Genomic DNA, 13,171 nt, shown 5'->3' with positions numbered 1-13,171 from the left:
GCCGCCGCCACCCGCCGCGGCAGAGCGCAGAGGAGGCACGGAGACCAGGCGCCGATCTGCAGAAGAGGAGCAGGGGCGCCCTTCACACGATCTGATGGCCGTGGTTGTCGGGACGATCCGTCGGACAGATTCCGCTCGTTACGCGGTTCCTCGGGATGCGGTCCCCACTGTAGCACCCTTGAAGTCGACGGCCAGCATGTGCGCCCGCCACGGCGTGGGCGCCTCCTTCTCGACCAGCTCGGCCGCCGCGAGGCGCTGCGCGGGGTCGCTGCAGAGCACGAGCACGCTCGGGCCCGCACCCGACACGACCGCCGCATAGCCGTGCGAGCGCAGTAGCGCGATCAGAGCGGAGGTCTGCGGCATCGCGGCGGCGCGATAGTTCTGGTGCAGCTTGTCCTCGGTAGCCGCGAAGAGCAGCTCCGGGCTCTGGATGAGCGCCGCGATCAGCAGAGACGACCGCGAGACGTTGAAGACCGCATCCTCGTGCGGCACGCTCTGCGGCTGCAGCGAGCGGGCGAGACGGGTCGACATCGTGTGCTCGGGCACGAACACGACGGGCGAGACTCCTCGGTGCACCATGAGCTTCTTCGAGCGGGGGCGCAACGGCGACTCGTCGGCCCCGGAGGCGTCGGGCTCGACCCACGCGATCGTGAGGCCGCCGAAGAGGGCGGGCGCGACGTTGTCGGGATGTCCCTCGAGCTCGGTGGCGATGCGGAGGAGCTCGTCGGCGTCGAGCTCGACGATCCCCTCGAGCAGGCCTTTCGCCGCCATGATCCCCGAGACGATCGCGGCGCCGGAGGAGCCCATTCCGCGACCGTGCGGGATGATGTTGCGCGCGATCACCTCGATGCCCGGCATCTCGTGGCCCTGGTCGGCGAAGGTATAGGCGATCGCCTGCACGACGAGGTTCGTCTCGTCGGTCGCGACCTCGCCCTCCCCCACTCCGTGCACCGTGACCCGCGCGCCCGTCGCGGAGACGGCCGTCACGTCGAGCTCGTCGTAGAACGCGAGCGCGAGGCCCAGCGTGTCGAAGCCGGGCCCGAGGTTGGCCGAGGTGGCGGGGACCTTGACGTGGACGGTGCGGCCGACGGGAACCGCCGACGTCATGCGCCGGCCAGCCCCAGCACGCCCGCGATGGCGGCAGTGTCGACGGGGACGACGGTCGGGGTGATGTCGGCTCCGTCCGCGGTGCGCAGCGCCCACTGCGGGTCCTTCAGGCCGTGCCCGGTGACCGTGAGCACGACCGTGGCGCCCCGGGGGATCTCTCCCGCCTCCGAGCGCTCGAGCAGGCCCGCGACGCTGATGGCCGACGCGGGCTCGACGAAGATGCCCACCTCGCCCGCCAGGATGCGGTACGCCTCGAGAATCTTCTCGTCGCTGATCGCACCGAAGTAGCCGTCGCTGACGCTGCGGGCATGGAGCGCGAGCTCCCACGAGGCGGGGTTGCCGATGCGGATCGCGCTCGCGATCGTCTCGGGATGGCGGACGGGCGCGCCGTGGACGATCGGGGCGGAGCCCTCGGCCTGGAAGCCGAACATGCGCGGGAGACGGGTCGTCGCGCCGCGCTCCAGCTCCTCCGAGTAGCCGCGGAAGTAGGCGGTGTAGTTGCCCGCGTTGCCCACCGGCACGATGTGGAAGTCGGGGGCGTCGTCGAGCACCTCGACGACCTCGAAGGCGGCCGTCTTCTGGCCCTCGATGCGGTCGGGGTTGACCGAGTTCACGAGGTGGACGGGGTAGTTCGCCGCGAGATCGCGCGCGATGTCGAGGCAGTCGTCGAAGTTGCCCTGCACCTGCAGGAGCTGGGCGTTGTGCGCGATGGCCTGGCTCAGCTTGCCGAGGGCGATCTTGCCCTCGGGCACGAGGACGGCGGCGGTGATGCCGGCGTGGGTCGCGTAGGCCGCGGCCGATGCCGAGGTGTTGCCCGTGGAGGCGCAGATGACGGCCTTCGCGCCGTGCTCGACGGCCTTCGAGATCGCCATGGTCATGCCGCGGTCCTTGAAGGACCCCGTCGGGTTCATGCCCTCGTACTTGACCCACACCTTCGCGCCCGTGCGCGCCGAGAGCGCCGGAGCCGGCAGGAGCGGGGTGCCGCCCTCGCCGAGGGTGATGACCGGGGTCGCCTCGGTGACATCGAGGCGGTCCGCGTACTCGTGGAGGACTCCACGCCACTGCTTGGCCATCTCAGGCTCCTTCAACTCGTAAAACGGACGTCACGGCGCTGACGAATCCATGGGAATGCAGGGCAGTGACGGTGGCCGCCAGATCGGACTCCGCGGCGGCGTGCGTGCCGATGACCAGGGTAGCGGTCGGCTCGCGTCGGACCGCACCAGGCGCACCGGGCACCGGCTCGGCGGTCGGCGGAGTCTGCACAAGGGTCTCGACCGAGACTCCGTGGTCGGCGAAGACCCCCGCGATCTGGGCGAGGACTCCCGGGCGGTCGAGGACCTCGAGGGTCGCCTGGTAGCGGGTGGTGACGCGGCCGATCGGCAGCACCGCGAGGCCCGAGCTCGCGCTCGTGACCAGGCCTGGTCCGCCGACCACATGGCGGCGCGCGGCCGACACCACGTCTCCGAGCACGGCCGACGCGGTCTCGATCCCTCCGGCGCCCGCGCCGTAGAACATCAGGCTGCCGGCCGCCTCCGCCTCGACGAACACGGCGTTGTTCGCGCCGTGCACAGCGGCGAGCGGATGCGAGCGGTGCACGAGCGCGGGATAGACCCGGGCCGAGACGCCCTCCTCCCCCGTCTTCGTGTCGGTGAGGCGCTCGCAGATCGCGAGCAGCTTGATCACGTAACCGGACTCGCGCGCCTGGTCGACCTGCGCCTTCGTGATGCCGCTGATGCCCTCACGATGCACGAGCGTCACCGGCACATCGGTGTGGAAGGCGAGGCGTGCGAGGATCGCGGCCTTCTGCGCGGCGTCGTAGCCCTCGATGTCCGCGGTCGGGTCCGCCTCCGCGTAGCCGAGCTCGGTCGCGAGGGCGAGGGCGTCCTCGAGGCTCGAGTGCTCGGTGTCCATCCTGTCGAGGATGAAGTTGGTGGTGCCGTTCACGATGCCGAGGATGCGGTGCACCCGGTCGCCGGCGAGGCTGTCGCGCAGCGGCCGGACGATCGGGATCGCTCCGGCGACCGCCGCCTCGAAATTGAGCTGGGCACCGACCTGGTCGGCCGCCTCGAAGAGCTCGTTGCCATGCTCCGCGAGAAGCGCCTTGTTGGCCGTGATGACGTCGGCGCCAGACGCGATCGCCTGGAGCACGTAGCTGCGCGCGGGCTCGAGACCACCGATCAGCTCGACGACGATGTCGGCGCCGAGGATGAGCTCTTCGGCGTCGGTCGTGAGGTAGTGGCGCGGGATGTCGGTCGTGCGCGGAGCGTCGAGATCGCGCACCGCGACTCCCGCGAGTTCTAGCCGGGCTCCGACACGCTGCGCGAGCTCGTCGCCGTGGTCGAGCAGGAGGCGCACGACCTGCGCTCCCACCGAGCCTGCGCCCAGGAGCGCGACCCGAAGGCTGCGGTACTCGATCATCGGAGGGTCGCCTTTCGTTCGATGCCGGCATCGCGGCGGAGGAGGTCCTCCTCGGTCTCGCCTCGCACGATGACGCGTGCACTGCCGTCGCGCACGGCGACGACGGGAGGGCGGCCGAGATAGTTGTAGTTGCTCGCCAGCGACCAGCAGTAGGCGCCCGTCGCAGCGACCGCGAGCAGGTCGCCGGGCTCGACATCGGCGGGGAGGAAGTCGTCGTGGACCACGATGTCGCCCGATTCGCAATGCTTGCCCGCAACGCGCACCAGGGCGGGGCGGGCGGAGGAGGAACGGTTCGCGATCCTCGCCGTGTAGTCGGCTCCATAGAGGGCAGGACGCGCGTTGTCGCTCATCCCGCCGTCGACGCTCACGTATCTACGGACGGACGTCGACTGCGCGCCCCCGACCACGACGTCCTTGATGGTGCCGACCTCGTAGAGGGTGATGCCCGCGGGCCCCACCACCCATCGACCCGGCTCGATCGCGATATGGGGCACCGGGATGCCCCTGCTCGCGCACTGCTCGGCGACCGCGTCGGCGATCGCTGCGGCGATCTCGCCGATCGGGGTGGGGTCGTCGACGCTCGTGTACGCGATGCCGAAGCCGCCGCCGAGGTTGAGCTCGGGGACCGGGCCGTCCGCGAGCAGCGCCGCGTGCACGTCGAGCAGGCGCGAGGCCGACTCCGCGAACCCCGCCGCGCCGAAGATCTGTGAGCCGATGTGGCAGTGCAGGCCGAGCAGGCGCAGGCTCCCGTGCGAACGGATGCGGGCGATCGCCGCGGGGCAGTCGGCGAGCGCGAGCCCGAACTTCTGGTCTTCGTGCGCGGTCGCGAGGAACTCGTGGGTGTGCGCGTGCACCCCGCTGTTGACCCGCAGCCGCACCGCCTGCACCACGCCCCGCCGATGAGCGGCATCGGCGACGCGCTCGATCTCGACCAGGCTGTCGAGCACGATGGTGCCGACCCCGACCTCGACGGCGCGCTCGATCTCGGCCGGCGACTTGTTGTTGCCGTGCAGGCCGAGCCGGGAGGGATCGATGCCGGCCGCGAGGGCGACGGCGAGCTCGCCTCCACTCGAGAGGTCGATGTTCAGGCCCTCGTCGCGCATCCACCGCGCGACCTCGGTCGAGAGGAACGCCTTGCCGGCGTAGTAGACGGTGACGCCCGTGCCGATGCGAGCGAGTTCGCGCTCGAAGACCTCGCGCACCTCGACGGCGCGAGATCGCACCGCGGCCTCGTCGACGACGTAGAGCGGGGTGCCGAAGCGTTCGGCGAGCTCGGTCGCGGCGACTCCGGCGACCGTGACCACGCCGTCGGAGGAGCGTCGTGTGCCGCTCGGCCACACACCGTCGACGAGCGAGTCGGCCTCGTCGGGCGTCGGCAGCCAGGAGGGCGCGAGCGGGTGGCGGGGGGCAGCGGCGCGTGCGTCGTCGTCGTCCACGGGTGAGACCTCACGGGAGAGAGTGGGAGTGTCACTGCGTGGCGAGCGAGTCCGGATTGACCCCTGAAGCCAGCGATTTCAGTGTTCGGCCCGCGGGAGACGCCGGCACAGGGCTCCGATCTTACCGGTCGAGCGCCCGTCGCCCGAGCCGGATCACGGACAGGTGCCGGTCTGCTGCTCCTCCGGGTCACTGAGGAAGGTCGGGGCGAGCGCGAAGGAGGCGTCCAGCGACTGCTGCGCGACCGTCACGCCCGAGAGCGTCAGCCCACGCGGGACGGAGTCGGCGATGCAGACCGAGCGCGGGCCGAGCAGGTCGTCGGCGACGGCGCCGAAACGGTCCTTGATCTGCGCCGCGGTAAAGGTGGCGCCTCCCACCGTCACGTCTGCGGGGGTGAGCTGCAGGGCGCCGTCTACGGCGGCGGGTTCGACGGCGACTCCGGCCGAGAGCGTGCGGCCGAGAACCTCGATCGACGTGCCGAAGCGCACCCGCGGCGCGTCGAGCGTCACGCCGTCGACGGGCACAGGACTGCGCTGAGCGACGAGCGTGCTGACCGACGCGGGGTCGAGTGCCACCGTCGCGATGCCGGAGTCGATCGGACCGGAGCCGCTGGCCGGCACACCGCTGAGGGTCGCGGCCAGGTCGCCCGTCAGCTGCCCGAAGGCGATGTCGTCGCTACGGAGCTCGAGGCTGTCGAGCCGGCCGGCGAGTAACTGTGGGAGCACAGCCCAGCCTCCGACCCGGACATCGACGGCGTGGTCGGCGGGCAGCGCGAGTGCCTCCCGGAGACTCGCCGCTGCCCGGTCCGCGACGGCGCGACGGGCGAGCGAGTCTCCCACGACGGCCGCCGCCACGAGCAGCACCAGCACGACCGCTGTGACGATCGCGAGCTGTCGCCCCCGCCGGGCCACCGTCACATCCGATCCGGGGCCGTCACGCCCAGCAGCTCGAGCCCGTTGCGGAGCACCTGCCCGGTCGCCGCGTTGAGCCGGAGCCGCGTCGAGTGCACCGCCTCGATCGGGTCCTCGCCCTGCGGCACCACACGGCAGCTGTCGTACCAGCGGTGGTAGAGGCCGGCGATCTCCTCGAGGTAGCGGGCGACGCGGTGCGGCTCACGCAGCTCGGCGGCGAACGCGGCGATGCGCGGGAACTCCTGCAGACCGCCGAGCAGCGCCGACTCGGTCGGATGCACAAGCGTCTCGGGAGCGAAGGGCTCGCGCGGGACACCGGACGCCTCCGCCCTCGCCGCGACCTGTCGGGTGCGCGCGTGCGCATACTGCACGTAGTAGACGGGATTGTCGTTGCTCCGCTTCGTGAGCAGATCGAGGTCGATGTCGAGAGTCGAGTCGGCGGAGGAGCGCACGAGCGAGTACCTCGCCGCGTCCACTCCCACGGCCTCCACGAGGTCCTCCATCGTCACGACGGTGCCGGCCCGCTTCGACATGCGCACGGCTTCGCCGTCGCGGAGCAGGTTGACGAGCTGGCCGATCAGGATCTCGAGGTTGACCCCGGGGGTGTCGCCGAAGGCCGCGCACATGGCCATCATCCGGCCGATGTAGCCGTGGTGATCGGCGCCGAGCATGATGATCGCGCGGTCGAAGCCGCGCTCACGCTTGTCGAGGTAGTAGGCGAGATCGCCGGCGATGTAGGCGGCCTCCCCGTCGCTCTTGACGATGACGCGGTCGCGGTCGTCGCCGAAGTCGGTGGTGCGCAGCCAGGTGGCGCCGTCGGCCTCGAAGATGTGGCCGAGCTCGCGCAGTCGTTCGATCGCCCGGTCGACGGCGCGAGACTCGTGCAGCGAGTTCTCATGGAAGTAGACGTCGAAGTCGACTCCGAACTCGTGGAGGCTCTGCTTGATCTCGCCGAACATCAGCTCGACTCCGATCGAACGGAAGGTCTCGGCGAGCTCCTCCTCGGGCAGCACCGAGAGGTCACCGGGGTAGGCGGCGGCGACCCGTTCGGCGATGTCGCCGATGTAGGCGCCGCCGTAGCCGTCCTCCGGGGTGGGCTCGCCGCGGTGCGCCGCGAGCAGGCTCCGGGTGAAGCGGTCGATCTGCGCGCCGTGGTCGTTGAAGTAGTACTCGCGGGTGACGTCGGCGCCCTGCGAGATCAGGATGCGCGCGAGGCTGTCACCGACGGCCGCCCAGCGGGTGCCTCCGATGTGGATGGGGCCGGTGGGGTTCGCCGAGACGAACTCGAGGTTCATCCGCACCCCGGCGTAGACGGTGCCGGTGCCGAAGGAGTCGCCCGCCTCGACGATCGCGCCCGCGAGCGCCCCAGCCGCGGCCGCCTCGAGGCGCACGTTGAGAAATCCGGGCCCTGCGACCTCGACGGAGGCGACTCCGTCGACGGCGCCGAGCCCCGTCGCGAGCTCGGTCGCGAACTCGCGCGGGTTCATTCCGAGCCTCTTCGCGAGCTTCATCGCGATGTTCGAGGCCCAGTCGCCGTGATCGCGGTTCTTCGGCCGCTCGAGCACCACCTCGGCGAGCGCCACCTCCGCGTCGCTCCCTCGTCGCTCCACGGCGTCGAGGACGAGGGCGTGCAGCGAGGCGGCGAGCTGTTCGGGAGTCACGGGGAGCGATTCTACCGGCCGGGTCGCGGCGCGCCGTTGCTAGGGTGCCTCGCATGCGTCGTCCTGCCGTGCTCCTTCTCGCCGCCTTGGCCGTCGCTTCCCTCACCGCTTGCGCGACGAGCGCCGAGCCTGCTCCCAGCGCTAGCGACGCGGTCTCCGGGACCCCTCTTCCGCTGTCGTGCGAGCAGCTGGTGCCGTCGTCGGTCTTGAGCGGCATGTGGGCCGGGTACTCCCCGTCCACGGAGGTCGAGCCGACCGCGGTCTCGCGCGAGATCGCGGGCTACAACGGCACCGTCTGCGGCTGGAGCACCGCATCGGGGGCCGATGTGCAGCTCGCGGTGGCGCATCTCGAGCCGGCGGTGATCGAGGCGCTGAAGAACGAGTTCTACACGACGAGTAAGGCCGTCCCGAGCTACGGCAAGCCGCCGACGATCGAGGGCTACTACCGGGTGGCCGACGGCCGCGGCGTCGCCGACGCCTTCGTCGGCGAGTACTGGATAGAGGCGTCGAGCGTCGCGTTCGTCGAGCCCGGCGACCCGGAGCCCCTGATGCGCTCGGCGCTCACCGCGCTCGCGGGCTGAGCCGTCAGCCCAGACGCACCGGAGCACTGTGGTCGTCGGCCTCGATGGGGTCGGCGGTGGTCTCGACGTTCATCGCCGTCAGATGCAGGTCGCTGAGGTAGTTGCTGAGGAAGGCGGTGTCGGCCGTGTCGCGGCCGGAGGAGATGCGCAGCATCGTGCCGCGCGGAGCCAAGCGCGTCGCGTCGACGACGTGCCACGCGCCGCCGACCCACGCCTCCGTCACGGCGTGGAAGTCGGGGGGCACGAGCCCCGGCGCATACACCGCGGTCACACGCGCCGGGATGTCCAGCGCGCGGAGCAGTCCGGCGACGGTGTGCGCGAAATCGCGGCACACACCCTGGCCGCTCTCGATGACCTGCGCCGCACCTCCGGTGCCGACGGTCGACCCGTAGACGTACGAGAGGTGGCCGTGAACCCACTCCTCGACCGCGGCGAGCGCCTCGAAGCCGCGCGCCCGCCCGAACTCGCGGCGGGCGATCCCGCCGAGGATGTCCGCCTCGGCGTACCGGCTCGGGCGCAGGTATTCGACGAGTTCGAGCTCGCTCGGCTCGTCAGGGGCCCCGTGTCCTTCGATCCGTGCCCGGTATTCGACGCGCATCTCCCCCGCAGTGCCGGCGACGCGGTGGATGCGAGCGCCGTGACGTGCCGGGAACTCCCGGACGGGCACCGGCTCCCCCTCGAGGTGCACTGTGAAGGAGTCGTCGAAACGGTCCCCCGTGGGGGTCGCGGCGACCAGGAAGATCATGTCGGTCGGCCCGGTCAGACGCAGGTCCATCGAGGCGGAGACGGTGCGCAGCATGCCCCCATCGTGGCACGCCTCGCGCGCGCTCCCGCGCGAGTGCCGCACAGGCCTGGTGCTAGTGTTGTCAGGCACTCCTGGCCCCCATAGCTCAGGGGATAGAGCACTGCCCTCCGGAGGCAGGGGCGTAGGTTCGAATCCTACTGGGGGCACTTCTTCCGGGCTTCTTCCGACCGCCGATGGTCAGCGCCCGACCAGGGCTGGTTCGCGCGTCGCTCGCGGCACTCCGGTCAGAGCGGCAGACAGTGGTGTGAAACGCACGAGGCTCGCGACGATCCACGGCACGAGAAGTGCGAACGCGAAGTCGAGCAACGTGCCGTCCTCCCGGCTGTTGAGGATCCAGAGCATGATCGGGTGCGCGAAGACGACGAACAGTCCTCCGCTCGACAGGAAGACGATGCTCCGTCCGACGCGCTCGCCCAGGAGCGGAACGTAGCGCTCCGCGAGAAGCACGAGGGCGAACGAGATCGCGATCGCGACGAAGGCGCTGAGGAACGGGGTGCCCGCGTCGGCGCGCTTGAGGTCGAGCGGAGCCGACACTCGCGTCACGACCAGGACGGTCGACACGACGAGCAGCACGACCGCGACGAGCACGTCGCGCCTCACCCGCGAGCGGTACCGCTGGGCGAGGACTCCCGCGACCACGAAGACGAGGCTGGCCAGCCCGGTGCCGATCCCCAGCGGCAGGAGCGCGAACGCCTCGGGTGACACGGCGACCAGTGCGAGCAGGACGAGAGCGACAACCACATGGACGATCAGGGGGAATCGTTGCAGCAGCCGGTAGGCGAGCGCGACGAAGAAGAGTGCCGAGACGAACCAGAACGTCGAGAACGGCCGCCCGATGTAGTTGCCGCCGGCGAGGGGACGCCAGGCGCTCGAAAGCGTCAGCCCCCCGACGATTCCCTGTTGCACGAGCCAGATCGGGAACAGGATCGCCAACCACGCGAGCAGAGGCACGGCGAGCGTGGAGGTGCGCTTGCCCAGCTCCACCCGGAAGGGACGACGCTCGGTCCACAGGTAGCCGCTCAGGAAGAAGAACACCGGCACGTTCCACGTGAAGAACAGCTCACGCGCCCACAGCGGCGCCGACCAGACATGGCAGGCGACGACGGCGATGAGGCCCAGGACACGAACGGCGTCGAGCGCCGCCGATCTGCTCCGCGGCGGCGTCATGGGAGGCGTCTCTCGGCCTCGGACCGGTCGGCGGCCCGAGCGGGCCGGACCACCTCGCTGCGCACAGCCTCCACGAAACGCTTCTCCCTCTGACAGTCGCGGCCGCAGAGGACGACGGGAGTCGTGGACGACCCCCGGCACTCTCGGCGGAGCCGCGCCGCCGCGACGGAGTCGCTCGTGCGGCGCTGGTCGCCAGAAGGATATGACTGCTGGCGGCGCGGGCGGAACACAACCCGGTCGGGCAGGATCCCCCCGTCGGGGAGGTACCGCTGGGTCAGCAGGTGGGGATCGGGGCGCTCGAGCGAGCGATCAGGCGTACAGGTAGTTGGTGCGTGCGCAGGAGTCGGAGCAGAACGGGGAGCGCTTCTGCGCGGGGAGGCCGCAGGCCTCGCAGCGGCGGGGTCGGGTGACCGTGGTCCACAGGCGAAGGAGCATCGGCCGTCCTTCCTCAGATCGTCGACAGCACTGCATCGACCCTAGGAAGGTGAGAAGCCGCGTGAGGGGTGTGGCACGGAATAGCTACCAGTCGGCACTTATCTCCCTCAGCGTCGTCCTGTCAATGGCACCCGAATGAGTGTCATTTCATGTCAAGGAGACGTAGTATCCCGACATCCGCCTCCCGAGCGCAGACCCGACACCTCGCTCGCCCCCGATGGACCCACGGCGGACACGCACCCTGGATCGACGATGCTCCCTGAACACATGCCTCACCCGCGAGGCGCCCAGCTTCTCCACCTCGGCACACGCCTGTGCGAGGCCTGCGGACGTCGGCGCGCGCGACGCCACTCGCCTTTCTGCTCCCAGGGATGCGCCGAGACCTTCCTCTACTACGAGTGATCCACCGCGCGACGTCACCCGAGTAGGGCTGAAGGGCGTGCCGCCGCGCCTCCGGCCCGTGCGAGACCCCTCGACCTCGCTCGAAACGCTCTCAGAAATCCCGCTTTCCTGAGAGCCGCGCCGTAGGGTGAGCGCGTGAAAATCCTTGTCGTGGAAGACGATCCAGCCATGGGCGAAGCGCTCGTGGGCGGCCTCGAAGACGCCGGCTACGAGGCCGAGCTGACCACCAACGGCGTCGATGCCCTGGTGGCGTTCACCACCTCCGACTTCTCGGCGGCCATCGTCGACGTCATGCTGCCCGCGATGTCGGGCTTCGAGATCTGCCGACGCATCCGCGAGCTCGGCCGGTCGACGCCGATCATGCTGCTGACCGCACGCGACTCCGTCGAGGATCGCGTGTTCGGCCTCGACGCCGGTGCCGACGACTACCTCACCAAGCCCTTCGCCTTCACCGAGCTCAACGCGCGACTGCGGGCACTGCTCCGACGCAGCCCCTCCCTCATGTCGACCTCGATCGAGGTGGGCACGATCACGGTCGACGGGTCGAGCATCCGCCGCACCGCCGACGGCACGCGCATCCACGTCAGCCCCAAGGAGCTCGAACTGCTCAAGCTCCTCATCACCCCGGTCGGGTCCGTCGTGACCCGACAGCGGATCCTCGCCGAGATCTGGGGAGGCGGCGAGGTCGTCGACAACAACATCGTCGACCAGTACGTCAGCTACCTGCGCAAGAAGCTTCCGACCGAGGAGACGGGCGTGAGCATCGTCACCGTCCGCGGCAAGGGCTACTTCCTCCGCCCGGTCGAGTAGGCCGTGCGCGCTACGCAAACAGGACGTACGACGCGGCGACGCACGAACGCGCTCTCGATCCGCGCTCGGATCACGATCGGCACGGTCGCGGTCGCCTCCGTGCTGTTCGCGCTCTCGGCGCTGCTCTTCTACCAGGTCGTCACCGGCATCGTCGACCGGAGCGAGCGCACCATCCTCATGTCGATCGACGACGAGGTGCGCCGCGACATCTCGGCGGGCAACGTGCCTCGCCCCCAGGGCTCCTCAACGGGTCAGCTCTATCTGGCCGTCACGCCGACAGGCGACCACAGCGCGACGACGATGCCCTCGGCTCTTCGCGCCGCCGTCCTCGACGACCTCGACGAATCCGGCGCCGACACCACACCGCGCTACGTCAAGGTCACCACGGGGACCAGCAGCTACCTCGTGCGCATCACCGCGGTCGAGACAGACGCGGGCACCTGGGAGATCGCGTCGGCGCGCGACCAGGCGGCGTCGCAGCTCGTCCTGGACGACTTCGCGCACGTGCTCGTCTACGCCGCGATCTTCCTCGTCGTGACCTTCGGCCTCGCCTCCTGGATCCTCACGGGCGCCGCGCTCGCCCCCGTGCGCCGGATGCGGGCACGGGCCGACCAGATCGCCGCCGACCCAGGCCAGGGCGACCAGCTCCCCGTGGTGGGCACACGCGACGAGATCGACGAGCTGGCGACGACGCTCAACGCCTTCCTGACCAAGCAGACGGCCTCCCTGGCGCGCGAGAAGCAGATGGTGTCGGATGCGAGCCACGAGCTGCGGACTCCCCTCGCCGCACTCTCGGCCCAGCTCGAGATCGCGCACCACCGCGTCGACGACGCCGCGGCAGTCGACCGCGTGATCCTCGACGCGCAGAAGAGCGTCGACCGCCTCGTACGTCTCGCCTCCGCCCTCCTCGACATCTCCCGCATCGAGAGCCAGACGATCCGTCCGACCGCGCCCTTCGGCGAGCTCGTCGACGAGCTGGTCGGAGCCGTCGACCGCACCCGACTCCTCGCAGCGCAGTCGGGAGTGGAGATCGACTACGAGATCGACGAGCGCGAGCCCGCCCGCCTCTATGCCGTCGCCGCCCAGGATCTCGGCCGCGTCGTCGACAACCTCCTCCGCAACGCCATCCAGGCGCTACACGGCGGCGGGATGGTGGTCGCCTCGCTGGGCCAGCAGGACGGTCTGCTGCTGCTCAGCGTCTCCGACGACGGACCGGGCATGCCGCCGGAGTTCATCCCCGTGGCGTTCGACCGCTTCTCGCGCCCCGACGACTCGCGTGCGCTCGCGTCGGGGGGCAGCGGGCTGGGTCTCGCGCTCGTCCACACGACGGTGCTCTCGGCGGGCGGAACGGTCACTCTGTCGAATCGTGCGCCGCACGGACTCGTGGTCGAGATCGTGCTGCCGCCCGTGGGGTCCGCCTGAACTCACCCTGAGATCTCG

Annotated in this window: 12 protein-coding genes and 1 tRNA gene; 4 read left to right on the top strand and 9 right to left on the bottom strand. The window is 70.4% G+C overall.

The genetic code is table 11. The annotated features are described in order from the left end of the window. Nucleotides 1-138: 138 nt before the first annotated feature. The 6 genes from thrB to argS form a co-directional block, all read right to left on the bottom strand. Entirely contained in the window at nt 139-1,107 is a 969-nt protein-coding gene (gene thrB / locus ITJ45_RS13350) for a homoserine kinase (protein WP_194610555.1), read from the bottom strand. Next, nucleotides 1,104-2,180: a threonine synthase gene (gene thrC / locus ITJ45_RS13345; protein ID WP_194610557.1), complete on the bottom strand. Its 1,077-nt coding sequence runs from the start codon at nt 2,178-2,180 to the stop codon at nt 1,104-1,106. Before thrC ends, thrB begins: the two co-directional genes overlap by 4 nt. 1 nt (nt 2,181) lies before the next feature. After that, entirely contained in the window at nt 2,182-3,525 is a 1,344-nt protein-coding gene (locus ITJ45_RS13340) for a homoserine dehydrogenase (protein ID WP_194610559.1), read from the bottom strand. Continuing rightward, entirely contained in the window at nt 3,522-4,961 is a 1,440-nt protein-coding gene (gene lysA, locus ITJ45_RS13335; protein ID WP_194610561.1) for a diaminopimelate decarboxylase, read from the bottom strand. The genes ITJ45_RS13340 and lysA overlap by 4 nt, the downstream gene beginning before the upstream one ends. A 153-nt stretch (nt 4,962-5,114) precedes the next feature. Next, complete coding sequence (locus tag ITJ45_RS13330; RefSeq protein WP_194610563.1) at nt 5,115-5,870, bottom strand: DUF2993 domain-containing protein; 756 nt, start codon at nt 5,868-5,870, stop codon at nt 5,115-5,117. 2 nt (nt 5,871-5,872) lie between these two features. Continuing rightward, nucleotides 5,873-7,531, bottom strand: coding sequence for an arginine--tRNA ligase (gene argS / locus ITJ45_RS13325; protein WP_194610565.1), 1,659 nt, complete (start codon nt 7,529-7,531; stop codon nt 5,873-5,875). 53 nt (nt 7,532-7,584) lie between these two features. On the opposite strand from argS, the gene ITJ45_RS13320 reads away from it, so the two are divergent. Further along, nucleotides 7,585-8,112: a hypothetical protein gene (locus tag ITJ45_RS13320; protein WP_194610567.1), complete on the top strand. Its 528-nt coding sequence runs from the start codon at nt 7,585-7,587 to the stop codon at nt 8,110-8,112. Between the two features lie 4 nt (nt 8,113-8,116). On the opposite strand, the gene ITJ45_RS13315 is transcribed toward ITJ45_RS13320, so the two are convergent. After that, nucleotides 8,117-8,911 carry a transglutaminase-like domain-containing protein gene (locus ITJ45_RS13315; RefSeq protein ID WP_194610569.1) on the bottom strand — a complete coding sequence of 265 codons (795 nt, stop codon included), beginning with the start codon at nt 8,909-8,911 and terminating at the stop codon, nt 8,117-8,119. Between the two features lie 80 nt (nt 8,912-8,991). On the opposite strand from ITJ45_RS13315, the gene ITJ45_RS13310 reads away from it, so the two are divergent. After that, nucleotides 8,992-9,063: transfer RNA gene (locus ITJ45_RS13310), tRNA-Arg, on the top strand. Between the two features lie 31 nt (nt 9,064-9,094). On the opposite strand, the gene ITJ45_RS13305 is transcribed toward ITJ45_RS13310, so the two are convergent. Together ITJ45_RS13305 and ITJ45_RS14245 are read right to left on the bottom strand one after the other, a co-directional pair. Further along, on the bottom strand, nt 9,095-10,084 hold the full coding sequence (locus tag ITJ45_RS13305; RefSeq protein WP_194610571.1) for an acyltransferase family protein: 990 nt from the start codon (nt 10,082-10,084) through the stop codon (nt 9,095-9,097). A gap of 309 nt (nt 10,085-10,393) precedes the next feature. Continuing rightward, nucleotides 10,394-10,519, bottom strand: coding sequence for a hypothetical protein (locus ITJ45_RS14245; protein WP_267238169.1), 126 nt, complete (start codon nt 10,517-10,519; stop codon nt 10,394-10,396). A 552-nt stretch (nt 10,520-11,071) separates the two neighbouring features. Between ITJ45_RS14245 and ITJ45_RS14360 the strand changes: the two genes are divergently transcribed. Together ITJ45_RS14360 and ITJ45_RS13295 are read left to right on the top strand one after the other, a co-directional pair. Next, on the top strand, nt 11,072-11,731 hold the full coding sequence (locus tag ITJ45_RS14360; protein WP_323743029.1) for a response regulator transcription factor: 660 nt from the start codon (nt 11,072-11,074) through the stop codon (nt 11,729-11,731). 3 nt (nt 11,732-11,734) lie between these two features. Continuing rightward, entirely contained in the window at nt 11,735-13,153 is a 1,419-nt protein-coding gene (locus ITJ45_RS13295; RefSeq protein ID WP_194610573.1) for a sensor histidine kinase, read from the top strand. Nucleotides 13,154-13,171 lie beyond the last annotated feature (18 nt).

Origin of the sequence: Rathayibacter sp. VKM Ac-2879, from assembly GCF_015351245.1 — a bacterium.
Classification (GTDB): Bacteria; Actinomycetota; Actinomycetes; order Actinomycetales; family Microbacteriaceae; genus Rathayibacter.
The sequence above is the reverse complement of the archived record's forward strand: the minus strand, read 5'-3'. Positions and strand labels throughout refer to the sequence as shown.

Excerpts from the sequence above, each read along its gene's own strand:
- thrB (WP_194610555.1), bottom strand. The coding sequence starts at position 1,107 with ATGACGTCGGCGGTTCCCGTCGGCCGCACCGTCCACGTCAAGGTCCCC.
- thrC (WP_194610557.1), bottom strand. The coding sequence starts at position 2,180 with ATGGCCAAGCAGTGGCGTGGAGTCCTCCACGAGTACGCGGACCGCCTC.
- ITJ45_RS13340 (WP_194610559.1), bottom strand. The coding sequence starts at position 3,525 with ATGATCGAGTACCGCAGCCTTCGGGTCGCGCTCCTGGGCGCAGGCTCG.
- ITJ45_RS13320 (WP_194610567.1), top strand. The coding sequence starts at position 7,585 with ATGCGTCGTCCTGCCGTGCTCCTTCTCGCCGCCTTGGCCGTCGCTTCC.
- ITJ45_RS13315 (WP_194610569.1), bottom strand. The coding sequence starts at position 8,911 with ATGCTGCGCACCGTCTCCGCCTCGATGGACCTGCGTCTGACCGGGCCG.
- ITJ45_RS13305 (WP_194610571.1), bottom strand. The coding sequence starts at position 10,084 with ATGACGCCGCCGCGGAGCAGATCGGCGGCGCTCGACGCCGTTCGTGTC.
- ITJ45_RS14245 (WP_267238169.1), bottom strand. The coding sequence starts at position 10,519 with ATGCTCCTTCGCCTGTGGACCACGGTCACCCGACCCCGCCGCTGCGAG.